The following is an 18,931-nucleotide window of genomic DNA, read 5'->3' as shown; positions in this document are numbered from 1 at the left end:
TCTCAAAACACCATTGGCAGGATGCGGTACTTGACGCGGCGCATGTACAACAGATACTCGCTGTCGCGCGACAGGAAGCGTTCTTCGCGCACCAGGCGGGCCAGCAGCAGCATGGAGGCAAGCAGGCAGGTGACGGCATTGCCGAGGCTGCTGTTCGACAGGACATAGCCCACATAGCTGAGCAGGTAGCTGGCATACAGCGGATGGCGGATCCAGCGGTACAGTCCGGTAGTCTTGATCTGGCGCCGCGCGGCCACCAGGCCGAAGCTGCGATTCAGCGACAGCAGGCCGCAGATCTGCAGCAGCACGCCGGCCACGATCAGGGCGCGCGCCGCGGGCAGCAGGCCTTCGCCGCTTGGCGCGAAGAAGAAGGGGGCGCCGGTGGAGGCGATGGCCAGCGCCCAGTCCAGCGGGGAGTGCGACACGGCAGCCGGCTCCGAGCGCAGCATGAACAGCGCCGCCACCAGGGTTTCCGAGGCCACGAACAGCAGGTAGGCCCAGTCGCCGGTGGCATTGAAGGCGCGCGCGTGGGCCACCGAGAACAGCAGCCAGACGCTGGCCAGTGCGGCCGTGGCCAGCACGCTGACGGTGCGCGAGGCGAGGATGGGGGTGGCGTTCATAGCAGGCTCCAGCCGAAGTAACGGGTCAGCAACAGGTAACTCACGGTGCCGGCGGCGATGGCCACGGCATAGGGCAACTGGCCGGTGGCAGCCAGCGGGGCATCGATGCGGGCGCTGCCGCCGGACATGCCGCGCAGCACGCTGCCCAGCACCATCACCTTGACATTGCCGCTGACCTTGCGCAGGCTGCCCTGGAACAGGGCCACCAGCAGGGCCAGCACGCCGCCGGCCAGCACGCTGGACAGGCCGGCGCCCAGGATGTCGAGCGGCCCCAGGAAGGCGCCCAGCATCGCCATCAGCTTGACGTCGCCGGCGCCCATCGCGCCCAGCGCATACATCGGCAACAGCAGCACCAGGCCGAGCACCATGCCGGCACTGGCTTTCAGCAGGCCCAGCGCACCGAACGGTTCGCTGAACAGGCCGGCGCCCGGCGTCACGGTCGCTTGCAGCGTGAGCCCGGCCAGCAAGCCCAGCACCACCAGCTTGTTCGGGATGCGGCGGCTGCGCACATCGCTGGCCACGGCCCATGCCAGCAGGCAGGCCAGCAGCACGATCGGCAGCAGGGCGCGAGTATCGAAGCTCATGGCGCGCTCCTTTGCACCAGCTTGCCGCACAGGGTCCAGATCAGCCAGGCGCCCAGCGCACCGGCGTAGCCGTCGATCGCGTAATGCCAGCCCAGGTGTACCGAGCCGACCTGGATCAGCACGGCAAACGCGGTAAGGGCGATGCCGGCGGCGCGGTTCAGGCGCCAGCCGAGCAGGGCCAGCAGCACGGAACTGGCCACGTGCATGCTGGGCATGGCGGAAATGCTGAGGGCGTTGGTGCCGCTATGCTGCGCGTAGTCTTGCCACAGCGTGTCCTGCACCTGCAGGGCCATTACGGGGATCACCTTGTCGGCATCGCGCAGGTAATGCATCAGGCCGGCGAAGGGATCGGCGTCCGCCACAGCAAAGTGGTAGTAGCAAGGGCCGACGGAAGAGAACAGCATGGCCATCACATTGCCCAGCAGCGCCCAGCTCAGCACAAAGCTCAGCATGAATTGCATGCGCAGCTGGCGGCGTTCCAGGTTGAAGGCCAGCCAGTACACGGTGGACAGTACGATGAAGAACCACAGGTGGTAATTGAAATTCAGGATGGCGGTCATCAGCGGGTGGCCGAAGACGGGCTGCAGCAGCTGCCAGGGCTGCACGCCGCCATGCAGCCAGGCGTCGGCGGCGGCCATGCGGGCATCCCAGGCATAGGGCTGCACCAGCGGCACGGCGGCTTTCAGCACGGTGAAGCTGGCGGCAAACAGGGGGAACATGGCCAGCACCGGCGCCGAAAACAGCAGGCGTTCGCGCGTCAGGTAGGCGGCCAGGTGTTGTTTCAGGTAGCGCACCAGGTGCTCGGGGCGCTTGAAGATCATGACGTAGATCGTATAGCCGCACAGTGCAAACACCAGGCCCATCGCCAGGGTCGCGAGATAGCCTTCCAGCTGCAGGTTGTGGCGGTATTTGGCCGGGTAGGCGGCGCACAGCGCGAGGGCGGCCGCCAGCTCCACGCCGACGATGGCAAGCAGCAGGCCGTGCTCGCGCAGCAGGGCGCGTGGCAGGCTGGGGCGGGTCGCGATGCGTGGGGTAAGGACAGCGCTCATGATGTGGCCAACAGGACTTGTGATTTGACGAAGGTGAACAATGCGAGGAGCTGGGTGCCGGCCTTGCCGACGCTGACGACGATGACCACTGCGATCAAGCCGGCCAGCAATGCGTACTCGATTGCCGAGACGCCTGTGTCGTTGCGGAGGAAGCGTAGGAATTGTTCTTTCACGATCGACCTCCAGGTAAGAAAGTCGTCCGGCGAGGCGGGGGAATGCCTGGCCGGACGCAGGCGCAAGATTTAGCCGTTGGCGGTGGTCAGCGCCGTGCCGATCTTGTCGAAGGTCTTATCCAGTTGGGTGCCGATCAGCTTGACGGCAGCGATGATCACGACAGCGATCAGGGCAGCGATCAGGCCGTATTCGATTGCGGTCACGCCTTGTTCGTCGCGGATGAATTTTTGGATGGCTTTCATGATGATTCCTTTCAGGACGTTTAATAACTGCACCAAAGTGTTTGCAGCTTCACGGAACAAGCCCGCTTCACCTGCCTTTTCCAAGCGCTAGAAGCACAATGATGCCGACGACAACTGTCAGTGAGGCTACAAGCACATATTCGTAAAAGGCCCGGCCGTCTTCCTCGGCGATGAAGCTTGCGATTCGTGGCGGCATGAGTCGGTTACGCATTCTGTACTCCGGACATGGTTGTGTTGGCCTTGCCTGGTTCTAGTCTCAGCCGACATGTCTGCCGTGCTGATGAGTTCACTTTAGGCGCATGCGTTTTGACTTCCATCAAACATCTGTCCTTTTCTATGCGTGACAGAAGTCCTTTTTTTCCAGCAGGAATCGGGACATTTGTCCCGGTTCAACGAAGATATATTGGAGGAAATATTTTCGGCACCCCTGCCGGTAGTGGGCGGGGGGCGAGGAGGCGCTACAGGTCGGCCTGGTCGAGCCTGTGCTTGGTGGCAAACACGTAAAGGTCCAGGCGGTTTGACACGCCCAGCTTGTGGTAGATGGCGGTCAAATGGTTGCGCAAAGTGTGCTCGGAAATAAACAACTGTTGCGCCAAAGCCTTGTTAACCGCACCACCACCTGTTGCGATTAAGCTGCAAATGCGTCTTTCCTTGGCAGTGAGCTGGGCGATCTTGTCCAGTTCGGGATCTTGCCGTCGTGTCGATTGCGGATTGCGCATGGCTTCGAACACGCGGCTGAGCATGATGCCATCGAGCCACAGCTCGCCGCCGTGGACTTTCTCGATGGCTTTCAGGACCACCTCGGCCGGCTCGTCCTTGCTGACCACGCCGCGTGCGCCCAGCATCACGGCGCGATCGAGCAACTCGCGGTCGCGCGTGCCCGACAGCACCAGCACGCGCGCGCCGTTGCAGCCGGCCAGCAGGCGCGGCATGATGTCCAGCGAACAGGTGCCGCCCAGGTCGATGTCCAGCAGGATCACGTCGGGCAGCACTTCGGGCGCCATGGCCAGCGCGCTGTCGCAGTCGCGCGCGGTGCCGACCACCAGCATGTTCAGCGCTTCGCTTTCGATCAGCTTGCCCAGGCCCCATAGCAGGGTCTTGTGGTCATCGACCAGCATGATGCGGATTCGTTTGTCGGCTTGCCCCATACTCACCTCACACCGGAATCACAATCTGTACCGCAGTGTTGTTCTGGCGGCCGCGCTGCACGCGCGCTTCGCCGCCCAGCGCGGCGGCGCGTTCAGCGATTGAGCTCGGTGTAAAGTCTAGCACCGGCTGGCCCGAACATTCATTCTCGATGCGCACAGTCAGCTGGCCAGCGGTGCATGCCAGTTCGATATAGCCGTTGCGCGCCGTCGTATGCTTGCAGATATTGCTCATGCCCTCGTTGACGATCTGGAACACTTCGGCCGCCAGGCGGTCGCTCATGTGCAATTCACCCTTGGTGTCGACATTGATGTGGACGTCGTAGAACTGGCGCAGCTGCGCGGCCTGGCGGCGCAGGGCAATGAGCAATTCCGGTTCCTTCATTTCCAGCCCGCCGCGCAGGCTCTTGGCGTAGTTGCGCAAGTCGCGCACCACTTGCGAAGTGACGTCGAGCAGGTTGTCCAGGTCGGGCACCAGCGGATTGCCGGGGTCGGCCTTCAGGCGGATGCCCGATACGCCGTGGCGCAGGCCGATATAAGGCTGGATCGTGGTGTCATGCAAGTCGCGGGCGATACGCTCACGCTCACGCAACACCGCTTCCGATGCCATGCGGTCCAGCAGTTCGATATTCTCGATCACGGGGAAGGCCTGGGCCGCGATCTGCAACAGGAACAGCGCGTCCGACTTGTGGAAGTGGTGGCGCTGCGACACCACGATCAGGCGCCCGGAACCGCGCCGCAGCGGCAGCGGCACCGCGATCAGCGACAGCGCGTCGAGCAATTCGGCCAGGGTTTCGCCGGCCTCGGCGTCTTCTTCTACCCAGCGCTGGTGTGCGCTGTCATAGCTCTTGATTTGCAGCCGGCGCCGCAGCCAGGGACCGCGCGGCTGGCGCATCAGCAGGATGGCGTCTTCACCGCATACCAGCAATGGCGCAGCGGCGTCCGGCGCCAGGTTGCTGGCATGGATCGGACGCCCGGCATTGGCCGAACTGGCCGCGCGCAAGGTCCAGCTTGCCGCGCCGTTGTCGTGCATCAGCAGGATGCAGCTATGGGCGCCGTAGAACTGGCGCGTCTGCTCCAGCACGGAACTGATGGTGCGGTCGACCCCGAAGCGCGGATTGGACATCTGGCTCACCGCATGCAGCAAGGCCATGCGCTGGCGCTGGATCATCGCCATGCCGCCCCAGTGCGCGATCATGTAGCCCAGGGCCAGCAGGAAGGTGGCGCGCAGCATCACCACCGCCATTTCAGCCTGGCTGTGGGTGTACAGGGAGGTCAGCGCAAAGGCCAGCGAGGCGGCCATGGTGATGCGGGCACCTTCCTCGAAGCCGTGGCTGAAGGCCGAGGTCAGGATGGCGAAGAAAAACAGCAGGAAGTAAAAACTGGCATCGCCGCCGGTAACGTAGACCATCAGCGTGAACCAGCCTACGTCAAGCCAGTACACCAGCTTGCTGCGCACCAGGATCGAGCGGTTGGCCAGCAAGAGCAGGGTTACGCTTTGCAGCAGGTAGGCCAGGAAGACGCCCAGCGACAAGGGGTCGGCACGGCCGGACGGCTCGACCAGGAGGGTAAACAGGCAGGCTACGGCCAGGACCAGGCGCATCCAGCGCACCATGGAAGCGTCCGAAGTGTCCTTCGGCAGGGTCGCATGCAGCAGGCCTTCGTTGATCACGGTGTCTCCGGCGCGTCGTTGTTACCATGCTAAGAGAACCACTTGTCGTTGTCCACAACAAGGTTGTATTTTTGAAACGTTGCCAGGGGCTTGAAATCGGCGCAAACGGCCCCATGTGGGCGATTCCGAAGTTCCGTATAAGACTATTGAGGTAAAAATGGCAGAAAACAAGCAAACCATGGGGTTCCAGGCAGAAGTCAAACAGCTTCTGCAGCTGATGATCCACTCGCTGTATTCGAACAAGGAAATCTTCTTGCGCGAGCTGGTCTCGAATGCCTCCGATGCGGCCGACAAGCTGCGTTTTGAAGCGATCAACAACGATGCACTGTACGGCAACGACCACGAACTGAAGATCCGCGTCAGCTTCGACAAGGCAGCGCGCACCATCACCATTTCCGACAACGGCATCGGCATGAGCCGCGACGAGGCGATTTCCCACCTCGGCACCATCGCCAAGTCGGGCACCAAGGAATTCTTCGGCAAGCTGTCCGGCGACCAGCAGAAGGACGCGGCCCTGATCGGCCAGTTCGGCGTCGGCTTCTACTCCGGCTTCATCGTGGCCGACAAGATCACCGTCGAATCGCGCCGCGCCGGGCTGGCGGCGGAAGAAGGCGTGCGCTGGGAATCGGCGGGCGAGGGCGATTACTCGATCGAGCAGATCGAAAAGGCCGGCCGCGGCACCGACATCATCCTGCACCTGCGCGAAGGAGAGGATGAACTGTTGTCGAGCTGGAAACTGAAGTCCATCATCCGCAAGTACTCCGACCACATCTCGCTGCCGATCCAGATGCAGAAGGAAGAGTGGGACGAGGAGAAGAAGGAAACCGTGCTGAAGGACGAGCTGGAAACCATCAACCAGGCCAGCGCCCTGTGGGCCCGCTCCAAGAGCGAGATCACGCAGGAACAGTACGAAGAGTTCTACAAGCACGTGTCGCACGACTTCGGCGCGCCGCTGGCCTACACCCACAACCGCGTAGAAGGCCGCAGCGAATACACCCAGCTACTGTACATCCCGGCCAAGGCTCCCTTCGACCTGTGGGACCGCAACAAGCGCGGCGGCATCAAGCTGTACGTCAAGCGCGTGTTCATCATGGACGACGCCGAGCAGCTGATGCCGACCTACCTGCGCTTCGTGAAAGGCGTGATCGACTCGGCCGACCTGCCGCTGAACGTATCGCGTGAAATCCTGCAGGAATCGCGCGACGTGAAAGCGATCCGCGAAGGCTCGACCAAGCGCGTGCTGGGCATGCTGGAAGAACTGGCCAACGCCGACGAGCAGGAAAAGAAGGACAAGTACACCACCTTCTGGACCGAATTCGGCCAGGTGCTGAAAGAGGGTATCGGCGAAGACTTCGCCAACAAGGAACGCCTGGCCAAGCTGCTGCGCTTTGCCTCGACCCACAACGACAGCGATGTGCAGGACGTATCGCTGGAAGCCTACGTCGGCCGCATGAAGGAAGGCCAGGACAAGATCTTCTACGTCACCGCCGACAGCTACGCCGCCGCCAAGAACTCGCCGCACCTGGAAATCTTCCGCAAGAAGGGTGTTGAAGTGCTGCTGCTGACCGACCGCGTCGACGAATGGATGCTGTCCTTCCTGAACGACTTCGAAGGCAAGGAACTGCATTCCGTGGCCAAGGGCGGCCTGGACCTGGGCAAGCTGGAAGACGAGGCGGAGAAGAAGGAACACGCCGAGACCGAAACCCAGTACCAGGAACTGGTCGGCAAGATGAAGGAAGCGCTGGCCGACAAGGCCAAGGAAGTGCGCGTCACTTTCCGCCTGACCGATTCGCCAGCCTGCCTGGTGGCCGACGAGCACGAACTGTCGGGCAACCTGCTGCGCATGCTGAAGGCAGCCGGCCAGTCCGCGCCGGAATCCAAGCCTATCCTGGAAATCAACCCGCAGCACCCGCTGGTGACGCGCCTGAAGTATGAAGACGCAAGCGGCGAGAAGTTCAAGGACTGGGCCCACATCCTGTTCGACCAGGCCTTGCTGGCCGAAGGCGGGTCGCTGGCCGACCCGGCCTCCTTCGTCAAGCGCATGAACGAAATGCTGCTGTCGAAGTAAGCTGGCGGAGAAGTGCCTCTTGCGCGCCACAGTGGGTGCTGGCCCAACTGTGGCGCCAAAGCCGCAAGGATTTATATGCTAGTTAGATTTGGTGAGACTTTACCTCCTTGTCAACCGGCATAATCAAAGCAAGCCCGCCTTCGCGAGGATTGCATGACGGAAGTTCGCAAGCAGCGCATTCTCATCGTTGACGACCAGAGCGTCCACACCGTGGCGTTGTGCGACGTATTGCGCCAGTACCAGTTTGACGCCGAAGGCTGTTCCAGCGCCGAGTCAGCGCTGGAGCTCTTGCGCAACCAGTCTTTCGATCTGATGCTGTCGGACCTGAACATGCCGGGGATGGACGGCATCGGCCTGGTCAAGGAAGCCCTGCAGCACGACCCGGACCTGGCCTGCATCATCATGACCGGGGAGGGCAGCATTGCCACCGCCGTGCGCGCGATGCAGGGCGGCGCCCTCGATTACATCGTCAAGCCTTTCAAGGCGTCTTCCTTGCTGCCGGTGCTGGCGCGGGCCCAGGCCACGCGCGCCCTGCGGCTGGCCAACGCCGAGCTGGAACGCCAGCTACGCCAGAACGTGATGGAACTGGCGGAAGCCAATCACCGCCTGGAGCAGGCGCGCACTGCCGCCGAGCATGCCAATGCTGAAAAGTCGCGCTTCCTGTCGAACATGAGCCACGAGCTGCGCACCCCGCTCAACGGCATCCTCGGCTTCGCGCAAATCCTGGCGGCCGACAAGCTGCCGGCCACCCAGCTAGAGAAGCAGCGCTTTGCGCGCAATATCGTGCAGTCAGGCCAGCACCTGCTCAAGCTGGTCAACGAAATTCTCGACCTGGCGCGCATCGAAGCGGGCAAGGTGCCGCTGGCGATGGAAGCCGTGGACCTGCCGACCGTCCTGCAGGAATGCCGCATGATGGTGACGCCGCTGGCCGCCAAGCGCGACATCAGCCTCGGTTTCGGCGAAGTGCCGGAGAAGCGCCTGCGCGCCGATCGCACGCGCCTGGTGCAGGTGCTGATCAACCTGCTGTCCAACGCCATCAAGTACAACCACGACCAGGGCCGCGTTGCCGTGGCCTGCACCGCAGCGGAAGGCAGCCGCCTGCGCATTTCCGTCAGCGACACCGGCCCTGGCCTGGAGCCGGAGCAGGTGCAGCACATCTTCCAGCCTTTCCACCGCCTCGGCCGCGACGAGGAGGAGGAGGGCAGCGGCCTTGGCCTTGCGCTCACCCGGCGCGTGGTCGAGGCCATGCAAGGCGCCATCGGCGTCGAGAGCCAGCCGGGCCAGGGCAGCACCTTCTGGGTGGAACTGCCGCTGGCGCCGGAAACTACCCAACAGGTGCAACATGCGTAGCCGAACCATGCAGGTCCTTGCCGTGTTGTTCATCGTGCTGGCGCTGGGCGTGGCCTGGCTGTGGCAGCAGCAGCGGCAGCCGGCGCGGCCGGCGCAGTCGCTGGTGATCGCGGCCAACACCGAATATGTCGGCACCTGTGCCGTGGTGGCCGCCCAGCAACGCGGCTATTTCACCGAACAGGGCTTGCAGGTCAAGGTGCTGCCTTATTCGAGCGGCAAGGCATCGATGCAGGCGGTGGTCGACGGCAAGGCCGATGTCGGCACCGTGGCCGATATCCCGATCGTGTTTGCCGCCATGGACGGTGTGCCGGTCAAGGTGCTGGCGACGTTTTTCCGCACCGGCAAGGACCACGGCATCATCGGCCGCCGCGACCACGGCGTGCTGACCCCGGCCAGCCTGAAGGGCAAGCGCATCGGCGTCACGCAGGGAACCTCGGGCCAGTTTACGCTGGACGTTTTCCTGAACTGGCAACGCATGGATGGCAGCGAAGTCACCATGGTCAACTACAAGCCGGAAGAACTGGGCCAGGCGCTGCAGCGCGGCGATGTCGACGCGGTGGCCGGCTGGGAACCCTTCCTCGGGGCCATGCGCAAGCAGCTCGGCGATACGGCGGTGAGCTTTTCCGGCGAGCAGGCGTACGAGAGCATCTACAACCTGGTTTCGCTGCAGCGCTTTACCGGCGAGCGGGCGGACGTCGTCCCGCGCCTGTTGCAGGCCATCGAGCAGGGCTCGGCCTGGTGCGAAAAGTCGCCGCGGGAGGCGCAGCCCCTGCTGCCGGCAACCGCCAAGCTGAATCGCGATGAAGTGGTGGCGGCCTGGCCGACTTACCACTTCGGCCTGGAGCTGGACCAGTCGCTTTTGCTGGCCTTTGAGGACCGCGCCCGCTGGGCCATCCGCAACCGCCTGGCCAACTCGCGCGAAGTGCCGAATTTCCTCGACAACGTGTACCTGGAAGGATTGGGCGAGGTGCGGCCGACTGCCGTTACCGTCATCCACTAAGCGACCATGAAAATTATCACTCGCCTGAAGTGGGCCCAGTGGCTGTGCGTGGCCGGCGTGACGCTGGCCGTGCTGCTGATGATCGGCGCCACGCGCCAGGTCAGGCAGGAGCTGCAGCGCAACGAGCGTGCCGGGGAGATCGTCAGCGGCGTGGTGGCGCTGCGCTACCTTTCGCTCGAATTTGCGCAAACCCAGGAGCGGCGCTCCCATGTGCAGTGGCAGTTGCGCAAGGATTCCTTGCAAGGGCTGCTGCTGCGCGATGAACTGTTCCGGCAAGCGGAGGAGGCGCAGCTGCTGCACGACCTGCAGGAAAACCTGCCCCTGCTGGCACGGCATTTCTCCGAACTGCTGCTGGTGCGGCAGGAATTGCGCGCCACCCCTGAACGGGCGGAGGTGCTGCACCTGCTGGAAGCGCGGCTGTTCGGCCAGTTGATGTCGCGCACGCAGGACATGATACGGGATGCGGAAGAACTGGCGCGCCGCAGCCGCCAGGGCGTGCTGCAGGCGCAGCAGAATGCTTCCGCCGTGGCGGCCGGGCTTGGCCTGCTGCTGGCGCTGACCGTGCTGGGCGCACTGGCCTTGACCATCCGCAGCGTGGCCCATCCGCTGGAGCGACTGCGGCGTGGCGCCGAACTGGTGGGCTCGGGCAAGCTGGACTTCCGCATGAACATGAATGCCGTTGACGAAGTGGGGGACCTGGCGCGTGCTTTCGACGCCATGACCGAACGCCTGCGCGCCACCACGGTCTCGCGCGACGAACTGGTTGCCGTCAATGCCGCCCTGCACGATGAGATGGAGGTGCGCCATGGCGCCGAGTTGAAGGTGCAGGCCCAGCTTGGCCGGCTCAGCCTGTTGCACCAGATGACGCGCTCGATCGGCGAGCGGCAGGACTTGCGCAGCATCCTCCAAGTCCTGGTGCGCAACCTGGAAGACCAGTTGCCGGTGGACTTTGCCTGCGTGTTCCTGCTGCAGGAGGGCGTGCTGGAAGCGAGCTGCGTCGGCCTGGGCAATGCCATGCTGCCGGGCGACGCGTCGCTGAAGGAAGGCGCCCAGGTTTCGATCGACAACAATGGCCTGTCGCGCTGCGTGAAGGGGCAACTGGTGTACGAACCGGACATCAGCGGCAGTGAATTCCCGTTCCCGCACCGGCTGGCGCGCGGCGGCCTGAATTCCCTGGTGCTGGCGCCGCTGCAGGCCGAGAGCGTGGTCTTCGGCGTGTTGGCCGTGGCGCGCACCATTCCGAATGCCTTCTCCAGCGGCGAATGCGAATTCCTGCGCCAGTTGAGCGAGCACGCGGCGCTGGCGGCACGCCAGGCGCAGTTGTATGGGGCGCTGCAGCAGGCTTACCACACCCTGCATGCGACGCAGCAGTCGGTCACCCGCGAGGAGCGCTTGCGAGCCCTGGGCCAGATGGCGAGCGGCATCGCGCACGACATCAACAACGCCATCTCGCCGGTGGCGCTGTACACCGAAACCCTGCTGGAAACCGAAACGGGCCTGAGCGCCAGCGGCCGCAGCAACCTGCAGGTGATAGCGCGCGCCATCGACGACGTGGCGGCGACGGTGGCGCGCATGCGCGAGCTGTACCGCCGCCGCGAGCCGCAGATGGAGCTCACCAGCGTCAGCCTGAACGTGCTGGCGCAGCAGGTGGCCGACCTGACGCGGGCGCGCTGGAGCGATATGCCGCAGCAGCGCGGCGTGGTGATCAATATGAAGCTGGAGCTGGCGCCGGGGCTGCCGTCCGTGATGGGCTCCGAGCCGGAAATCCGTGAAGCCTTGACAAACCTGGTGTTCAATGCGGTCGATGCGATGCCGGAAGGCGGCGCCCTGATCCTGCGCACCCGCAGCACCGGCGAGCATGCCATTGTCGACGTGGTGGACAGCGGCGTCGGCATGGACGAGTCGACGCGCCGCCACTGCCTGGACCCGTTCTTCACCACCAAGGGCGAGCGCGGCAGCGGCCTGGGGCTGGCCACCGTCAATTCGATGGCCGAACGCCACAGCGCGGTGGTGCAGGTGGAATCGATGATCGGGCAGGGCACCACCGTGTCGCTGGCCTTCCCGCTGCCGCAGGCGCATCCCGCCATGCCGCCGCTGGAAGCGCCTGCCACGACTGTGGCGGTGGCCGAACCCATGCGCCTGCTGGTGATTGACGACGATCCGGCCGTGCTGGCGTCCATGACCACCATCCTGCAGCGCGACGGCCACACCGTGGTGGCGGCCAATGGCGGCGCCGCCGGCATCGAGCAATTCCGCGCTTCGATGGAATCCAGCCAGCCTTTCGACGCGGTATTCAGCGACCTTGGCATGCCGCACGTCGATGGCCGCAAGGTGGCCGGCTGCATCAAGGAGCTGTCGCCGGCCACGCCGGTGATCCTGGTTACCGGCTGGGGCCAGCGCCTGATTCCGGAGGGCGACGTGGACGCCAAGCCGGCCAGCGTCGATGAAGTGCTGAGCAAGCCGCCGCGCGTGCGCGAATTGCGCGAAGTGCTGCTGAAAGTGCACAAGGTCGGCTATAGTCCTGCATCATGAATGATCCAATCGACTTTGCCGCGCACCGTGCGCGGTTGTTTGCCATCGCCTATCGCATGCTGGGCGTGCGCGCCGATGCAGAAGACGTGGTGCAGGATGCCTGGATTCGTTGGCAGGGCGCCGATACCAGCGGCGTGCAATCGGCCGAGGCCTGGCTGGTGACGGTGGTGACCCGCCTTTCCATCGACCGCCTGCGCGCCGCCATTGCCGAACGCGAAGCCTACGAGGGCCTGTGGCTGCCGGAACCGCTGGTGGCGGTCGACGAGGAGACGCCGGAGGCGCAGGCCGAGCGGGCCAGCGACCTGTCGCTGGCCTATATGTGGCTGCTGCAGCGGCTAGGTCCCGAGGAGCGCGCCGCCTTCCTGCTGCGCCAGGTGTTCGATTACGACTACAACGAGGTGGCCGAGCAGCTTGGCAAGTCGGAAGCGGCGTGCCGCCAGATGGTGAGCCGCGCCGGCGACCGTGTGCAGCAAGGCCAGTCGCGCTTTGATATCCCGGCCGACACCCACCGCCAGCTCTTGCAGCGTTTCGTGGAGGCCTCGGCCAGCGGCGACAAGGCGGCGGTCCGCGCCCTGCTGGCGGAAGACCTGGAACTGGTGGGCGATGGCGGCGGCAAGGTCAAGTCCTTCGGCATCGTCATCACCGATCCGGACAAGATCGCTGCGTTGTACGCCGGCATGCACAAGCTGGGCGCCATCGAATACCGCGCCGCCATGGTCAATGGCGAGCCGGGTTTGCTGCGCTTCGTGGACGGCAAGCTGGAATCGGCGCAGGGCTTTGCCACCGACGGCCAGCGCATCACCGGCATCTATGTGGTGCGCAACCCCGATAAACTGGCGCACATCGTTAACTGAGGTTGGCTGGCACGCAAGCAGAGGAGGCCCCGACATGTTGAGCGACACCCGCGAGCGCGGCATGCAAATCGGGCAGGCGGACCTGCTGCGCGCCATGCAGTACCTGCCGGTTGGCATGTCCATCATTGACCGCGACCTGCAGTTCAGGTTCTGGAACGAGACGTTTTGCCAATGCCTGGATTTCCCCGATAGCCTGATGCAGCCGGGCGTGCTGCTGGAGGACCTGTTCCGCTTCAACGCCCTGCGCGGGGAATTCGGGCCCGGCGATCCTGAGGCCCAGGTGCGCGAGCGCATCAACCTGGCCCGCCAGTTCGTGCCGCACCGCTTCCGGCGCACGCGCGCCAATGGCACGGTCCTGCAAGTGACCGGCCGCCCCATGAGCGATGAGCAGGGACGGGTCATGGGTTTCGTCACCATCTATGAAGACGTCACCACCGAGGCGCGCCAGCAGCAGGAGCTGGAGCAGGCGCACCGGAAGCTGCTGTCGGCCTATGAAGACCTGCGGCTCGCCCAACTGGACAATAGCGCGCTGGAAAAGGACCGCTCCAAATACTACCAGCTGGCAGTGCGCGACGCCGTGACGGGCCTGTACACGCGCCATTACATGGAAGATGCCGCGGCCCGCCTGCTGCAGCAGCACGAGCGCGATCCGGCCGAACGTGTTGGCCTGCTGGTGTTCGACATCGACCGTTTCAAGCAAATCAATGACAATTTCGGCCACCTGGCCGGCGACGTGGTGCTGCAACGCATCGGCGGAGTCTTGAACAGCCATACGCGCCGCATCGACATCGCGGTACGCAATGGCGGCGACGAGTTTGCCGTCTTCCTGCCCAAGCTCGACCTCGAACACAGCCTGCAGTTTGCCGAGCGGGTGCGCAGCGAAGTGCGCGCCCAGCGTTTCGATGGCGCCCTGTCGGGGATCGAACTCTCCATCAGCGCCGGCGTGGCCGAGCACCAGCCGGGCGAGACGCTGGGCGAACTCCTGCAGCGGGCCGATGCCGCCCTGTATGCGGCCAAGCGGGCCGGCCGCGACCGGGTGTGCACCTTCCCCGCCCAGCCAGGAAAAAATTTTTAGCCGGGCTGTCACAAACCGGCAGGCTGCTCCGTCTAATGGTTGAGAAGGCCGCACAGCGTGGCCTTTACCATCAGACCGAAAGGATTTTCCATGAGCACCCTGCGTTACAACTACTTCCAACTGTCCCAGAAATCGTTCCAGAACCTGCTGGCGCTGTCGAATGGCCTGAACCGTGAACTGCTGGGCAAGAAACTGGTGGACCTGGTCCTGCTGCGCGTATCGCAAATCAATGGCTGCGGCTTCTGCATCGACATGCATTACCAGGACTTGCTGAAGATGGACGTCGACCCGCGCCATGTGAATGCGGTGGCGGGCTGGCGCGAGGCGCCATTCTTCAGCGAGCGCGAACGCGCTGCGCTGGAATGGTCGGAGTTGATCAATGCAATTCCAGTCCGCGATCCCGACGACGCAGCTTTCGCCCGTGTCAAGGAGCATTTCTCCGACGAAGAGATCGCGGAACTGGGCTTCGTGGTTGCGGTCATCCGTTCCTGGAACATGCTGAACGTGGCGTCACGCAACCCGATTCCTCGCTAGTTTTCCCGCTTGCGCAGTAATAGCAAGGGCAGGCCGGCCAGCAGCATGAGGATCTGTGCCGGCTCGGGAATCGGCGCCGCCAGGAAGCCGCGGATTTCACCGCTCGGGTAGACGTTCGAGTGGATGTTGAAATACGCGGCGCCGGCATTGAGCCCGGCCAGCAGTGCGGCCTCGGCGCCGGCCGTGGTGCCGCCGTTATTGGCCAGGAAGGTCGGGTTCCAGAACGATTCCTGCGACGTGCTGAAGAACGAGGCATAACTGCCGCTGGTTTCGTTCTCCGGGAAGCCGGTCAGGGTCGGCAGCATGGTGGCGACACCGGCGGTGCCGTCGCCGGCCACGGCGGTGCAGCAATGGATGTGGGCAGCACCGCTCAGGCCTTCCAGGTCGGTAAAGCTGGCTGCAATGGTCATGTAGTGGTTGTCGATATCGAACAGCACGGTCACATCGCCCGTGGCTGCCGATGCGTTTGGCGGGGATTCCGCCGCGCCGCTGAGTGAGGCGTTGAAGACAAGTGGATCAGCTTGCGCTGCTCCGCAAGCGGCAATCAAGGCCAGCGTCGCCAGCCCCTTTTTCAGATGAGTTCCCATTCGGTGGCTCCTCAAAGTTCGCGAGCCCGCGATAACGGTTCCCCCCGTGGTATGGCAAGCAGGCGCGCAGTACAGCGCGCTTATTGTCGCTGCAAGCGTGCCTTGGGCGGCGCACGCTTAGCGCCATCACTTCACATTTTTCATCAGGAAAGTGGATTGGCCGCAGCTCTTCTGCGAGTAAGCGATGGCTTCTTGCGAGCAGCTGCGCGATTTGCCGTCCTTGCTGAAACATGCGCGTGCTTCGCGCAGGAAACGGCCGCCGGAGCCGCAGACGGGCAGCACGGAGTCTTTGGCCAGCCATGGATTGGCCTGGTGGAATTTGGCCTCGAACTGGCCGGGCGTGACGCGCACCGGCTGCTGCGGGCGCGCGAAATCGGCCGGGATCTTCAGGCTGTCGCGCAGCCTGGCGCTCAACGCCAGGTAATCCTGGGGTTGCAGGCCGGAGCAGGAACCGTGTTTGTTCCATTCATGGAACAGCAGTTTGGGCGAAGGGTAGAGCGACTCGTATTGCTCGCGCAGGCTGTTCGAAATCCTGACGCGGCCGCAGCTTTCGGGATAGCCGCGCTCGAATTGCGGCCACAGGCCGTGCAGCACAAAGCCGAGCTGGCGGCCGGTGGCGCACTGCACCGGGTCGCCGCCGCCACGGCCGGCGCAATACTCGGGCGACCAGGACAGCGACATCACGTAGTAATCGAAAACACCGGGGCGGTCGTCGCGTGCCATTGCCGGCAGCGCACACGCCGCGGCCAGCAAGGCAGCGAGCAAGCGTTTCACAAAGCGGTCCTTAAAGCGAACAATTCCGGGAACAGTACCACATCGAGCATCTTCCTGAGATAGGACACGCCGGCCGTGCCGCCCGTGCCGGTCTTGAAGCCGATCACCCGTTCGACCGTGGTGACATGGCGGAAGCGCCAGAAGCGGAAGGCGGTCTCCATGTCGACCAGCTTTTCCGCCAGCTCGTACAGGGCCCAGTATCGTGTGGTGTCGCGATATACCTCGAGCCAGGCTTTCTGTACCGACTCGTTGGCCACGGTCGGCTGGGTCCAGTCGCCGTCCAGCCGCCCGGCGTCGATCTGCAGGCCATTGCGCGCCAGCAGGCGGATCGCTTCGTCGTACAGCGACGGCGCATGCAGCGCCGCGTCGAGCAGGGCATGCGCTTCCGGCGCCTGCTGGTGCACCGCCAGCATGTTCGCGTTTTTGTTGCCGAGGATGAATTCGATTTCGCGGTACTGGTGTGACTGGAAGCCGGACGAGGAGGCCAGGTAAGGGCGAATCGCGGTGTATTCGGGCGGGGTCATGGTGGCCAGCACGTCCCAGGCGTGCACCAGCTGGTCCATGATGCGCGCCACGCGGGCCAGCATCTTGAAGGCCGGCGGCAGGTCGTCGCGGCGTATATGGTCGACCACGGCGTGCAGCTCGTGCAGCATCAGCTTCATCCACAATTCGCTGGTCTGGTGCTGCACGATGAACAGCATCTCATTGTGGTTGGGTGACAGCGGGTGCTGCGCGTTCAGGATCTTTTCCAGGCCCAGGTAGTCGCCATAGCTCATGGACTTGGAGAAGTCCATTTGCGCCCCGTGCCAGGCGGCGTCTTTCTTTTCTTCGGTCATATTGTGTCGTGTCTCAGGTGACGGCGCCGCGGGCGGCAGTGATGTCGTAGGCCTTATCGTCCAGGATCTGCTTCAGGATTTCCACAGCATCCCACACGTCGGCAAAGCTGGTGTATAGCGGCGTGAAGCCGAAGCGCATGATTTCCGGCTCGCGGTAATCGCCGATCACGCCGCGCGCGATCAGGGCCTGCATCACCGCGTAGCCGTGCGGGTGGGTGAAGCTGACCTGGGAGCCGCGCCGCACATGCTCGCGCGGCGTGACCAGGCCCAGTGGATGGTTGGGGCAGCGCTGCTCCACCAGGGCGATGAACAGGTCGGTCAGGGCCAGCGACTTGGCGCGCACCGCATCCATGGTGGTTTGCGCGAAGACGTCCAGGCCGCATTCCACCATGGCCAGCGAGGTCACCGGCTGGGTGCCGCACAGCGCGCGGCCAATGCCCTTGGTCGGCGCGAAGTCGGGTGCCATGGCGAACGGATTGGCGTGGCCCCACCAGCCGGACAGCGGGTGGCTGAATTTGTCCTGGTTGCACTCGGGGACCCAGATGAAGGCCGGCGAGCCCGGGCCGCCGTTCAGGTATTTATAAGTGCAGCCGACGGCGAAGTCGGCGCCATCGGCGTGCAGGTCGAGCGGTACCGCGCCGACTGAGTGGCACAGGTCCCACACGACCATTGCGCCATGCTGGTGGGCGAGGGCGCTGGTGGCGGCCATGTCGTGCTGGTAGCCGGTGCGGTAGTTCACGTGGGTCAGCATGACCACGGCGACGTCGGCGGTGATGGCGGCAGGAAGCTGGTCCGGACTGTCGACCAGGCGCACTTCATAGCCGCGGTCGAGCCAGGACGTCAGGCCCTGGGCCATATAGATATCGGTCGGAAAATTCGAGCGCTCGCTGATGATGATCTTGCGGCCGGTATGCGCCTGCGCGTGCAGGGCGGCGGCCAGGGCTTTGAACAGGTTGATCGAGGTGGTGTCGGTAACCACCACTTCACCGGCCTTGGCGCCGACCAGCGGGGCCAGCTTGTCGCCCAAGCGCTTCGGCATGTCGAACCAGCCGGCGGTGTTCCAGCTGGTGATCAGGTCCTTGCCCCATTCCCTGGCGATCACTTCGGTGGCGCGGGTGAGGGCGGCTTTGGGGCGCGCGCCCAGGGAGTTGCCATCCAGGTAGATCACGCCGGCAGGCAGGTCGAACTGCTCGCGCAGGGGCGCCAGGGTATCCGCGGCGTCGCGCGCCAGGCAGTCGGAACGGGAAATCATGAGGGCATTTTCCTTGAGACTTAAACAAAGTGAGATTGTAGCAACCTTTTCTTGGCCAAAACCGGTAAACCGGTGTCAGACCCGCAGGGTCTGACACCGTCACGCGGCTGCCGCCAACCGGTGTCTGACCCTGCGGGTCAGACACCGGGTTACCGGTTTGGTTGGCTAAGTCATTGATTTCAAAAGAATCATAAAATTTTCAAATTTTTTCAAAAAAACCCTAAAGTTCCCCAAACCCCTGCCGTTACCGTTTTTAGAAGCCCGGTAAAAGGCTTGCTGTTCGGCATTTTGGAATGAGTGAAAAAATCTTAAAATTTTTTGCTCGGAACCCTAAAGTTCTCCAAAACCCTGCCGTTACCAGTTCAGATGTCGCAAAAAAGCACCACGTCGACATCGCATTTTTACCTTCGGCTCCTGCGTTTTGAGCGAGACCGAACGCCCCGCAAACCCACGCCAATACTGGCGTTGCCCCTCTATGGGCAGCCCTCTGTAGGACAAAACCCTACGGGGCGACTTCGTCTATTCCCGACCCAAAATACAGAGTGCCGCCTCTTTGCGCTTTATCGCGTCTCCAGCAGAATGT

The 18,931-nt window shown here is 63.7% G+C and carries 18 protein-coding genes; 7 read left to right on the top strand and 11 right to left on the bottom strand.

Translation table 11 applies throughout. The annotated features are described in order from the left end of the window. Positions 1–2: 2 nt before the first annotated feature. From ACN9MU_RS22135 to ACN9MU_RS22105, 7 genes are all read right to left on the bottom strand, one after another. Positions 3–620: a methyltransferase family protein gene (locus ACN9MU_RS22135; protein WP_426318579.1), complete on the bottom strand. Its 618-nt coding sequence runs from the start codon at positions 618–620 to the stop codon at positions 3–5. Then, the gene (locus ACN9MU_RS22130; RefSeq protein ID WP_426318578.1) at positions 617–1,204 is read right to left on the bottom strand and encodes an A24 family peptidase; all 588 of its coding nucleotides are present in this window, start codon (positions 1,202–1,204) and stop codon (positions 617–619) included. Before ACN9MU_RS22130 ends, ACN9MU_RS22135 begins: the two co-directional genes overlap by 4 nt. Further along, a complete protein-coding gene (locus tag ACN9MU_RS22125) occupies positions 1,201–2,253 on the bottom strand; it encodes a phosphatase PAP2 family protein (RefSeq protein WP_426162584.1) in 1,053 nt (350 codons plus the stop codon). Before ACN9MU_RS22125 ends, ACN9MU_RS22130 begins: the two co-directional genes overlap by 4 nt. After that, positions 2,250–2,426 carry a Flp family type IVb pilin gene (locus ACN9MU_RS22120; protein ID WP_426162582.1) on the bottom strand — a complete coding sequence of 59 codons (177 nt, stop codon included), beginning with the start codon at positions 2,424–2,426 and terminating at the stop codon, positions 2,250–2,252. The genes ACN9MU_RS22125 and ACN9MU_RS22120 overlap by 4 nt, the downstream gene beginning before the upstream one ends. Before the next feature lie 69 nt (positions 2,427–2,495). After that, positions 2,496–2,669 carry a Flp family type IVb pilin gene (locus ACN9MU_RS22115; RefSeq protein WP_426162581.1) on the bottom strand — a complete coding sequence of 58 codons (174 nt, stop codon included), beginning with the start codon at positions 2,667–2,669 and terminating at the stop codon, positions 2,496–2,498. 458 nt (positions 2,670–3,127) lie between these two features. Next, positions 3,128–3,817 carry a response regulator gene (locus ACN9MU_RS22110; protein ID WP_426162580.1) on the bottom strand — a complete coding sequence of 230 codons (690 nt, stop codon included), beginning with the start codon at positions 3,815–3,817 and terminating at the stop codon, positions 3,128–3,130. Between the two features lie 7 nt (positions 3,818–3,824). Then, positions 3,825–5,486: a sensor histidine kinase gene (locus ACN9MU_RS22105; RefSeq protein ID WP_426162578.1), complete on the bottom strand. Its 1,662-nt coding sequence runs from the start codon at positions 5,484–5,486 to the stop codon at positions 3,825–3,827. A 157-nt stretch (positions 5,487–5,643) separates the two neighbouring features. Between ACN9MU_RS22105 and htpG the strand changes: the two genes are divergently transcribed. The 7 genes from htpG (at position 5,644) to ACN9MU_RS22070 (ending at position 14,899) form a co-directional block, all read left to right on the top strand. Continuing rightward, on the top strand, positions 5,644–7,554 hold the full coding sequence (htpG, locus tag ACN9MU_RS22100) for a molecular chaperone HtpG (protein WP_426336118.1): 1,911 nt from the start codon (positions 5,644–5,646) through the stop codon (positions 7,552–7,554). A 153-nt stretch (positions 7,555–7,707) separates the two neighbouring features. Next, positions 7,708–8,904, top strand: a complete 1,197-nt coding sequence (locus ACN9MU_RS22095) for an ATP-binding protein (RefSeq protein ID WP_426162574.1) — start codon at positions 7,708–7,710, stop codon at positions 8,902–8,904. Then, entirely contained in the window at positions 8,897–9,904 is a 1,008-nt protein-coding gene (locus tag ACN9MU_RS22090) for an ABC transporter substrate-binding protein (RefSeq protein WP_426162573.1), read from the top strand. Before ACN9MU_RS22095 ends, ACN9MU_RS22090 begins: the two co-directional genes overlap by 8 nt. Before the next feature lie 6 nt (positions 9,905–9,910). Then, positions 9,911–12,436, top strand: coding sequence for an ATP-binding protein (locus ACN9MU_RS22085; RefSeq protein WP_426336117.1), 2,526 nt, complete (start codon positions 9,911–9,913; stop codon positions 12,434–12,436). Further along, entirely contained in the window at positions 12,433–13,290 is an 858-nt protein-coding gene (locus ACN9MU_RS22080) for an RNA polymerase sigma-70 factor (RefSeq protein ID WP_426318571.1), read from the top strand. The genes ACN9MU_RS22085 and ACN9MU_RS22080 overlap by 4 nt, the downstream gene beginning before the upstream one ends. A 34-nt stretch (positions 13,291–13,324) precedes the next feature. After that, positions 13,325–14,365 (top strand): diguanylate cyclase, encoded by a 1,041-nt coding sequence (locus tag ACN9MU_RS22075; RefSeq protein WP_426343464.1) that lies wholly within the window; start codon positions 13,325–13,327, stop codon positions 14,363–14,365. Between the two features lie 90 nt (positions 14,366–14,455). Continuing rightward, positions 14,456–14,899 (top strand): carboxymuconolactone decarboxylase family protein, encoded by a 444-nt coding sequence (locus tag ACN9MU_RS22070; protein WP_426162569.1) that lies wholly within the window; start codon positions 14,456–14,458, stop codon positions 14,897–14,899. Here the strand turns inward: ACN9MU_RS22070 and ACN9MU_RS22065 are convergent. From ACN9MU_RS22065 to kynU, 4 genes are all read right to left on the bottom strand, one after another. Continuing rightward, complete coding sequence (locus ACN9MU_RS22065) at positions 14,896–15,486, bottom strand: CHRD domain-containing protein (RefSeq protein WP_426162567.1); 591 nt, start codon at positions 15,484–15,486, stop codon at positions 14,896–14,898. The two genes, ACN9MU_RS22070 and ACN9MU_RS22065, sit on opposite strands and share 4 nt — an antisense overlap. A 126-nt stretch (positions 15,487–15,612) precedes the next feature. After that, positions 15,613–16,260, bottom strand: a complete 648-nt coding sequence (locus tag ACN9MU_RS22060; protein ID WP_426318570.1) for a ribonuclease T2 family protein — start codon at positions 16,258–16,260, stop codon at positions 15,613–15,615. Further along, complete coding sequence (kynA, locus tag ACN9MU_RS22055; RefSeq protein WP_426162564.1) at positions 16,257–17,096, bottom strand: tryptophan 2,3-dioxygenase; 840 nt, start codon at positions 17,094–17,096, stop codon at positions 16,257–16,259. The genes ACN9MU_RS22060 and kynA overlap by 4 nt, the downstream gene beginning before the upstream one ends. A 13-nt stretch (positions 17,097–17,109) precedes the next feature. After that, the gene (gene kynU / locus ACN9MU_RS22050) at positions 17,110–18,348 is read right to left on the bottom strand and encodes a kynureninase (protein WP_426343463.1); all 1,239 of its coding nucleotides are present in this window, start codon (positions 18,346–18,348) and stop codon (positions 17,110–17,112) included. Positions 18,349–18,931 lie beyond the last annotated feature (583 nt).

Source organism: Pseudoduganella sp. R-32 (genome assembly GCF_049913245.1).
Lineage (GTDB): Bacteria > Pseudomonadota > Gammaproteobacteria > Burkholderiales > Burkholderiaceae_D > Rugamonas.
The sequence above is the reverse complement of the archived record's forward strand: the minus strand, read 5'-3'. Positions and strand labels throughout refer to the sequence as shown.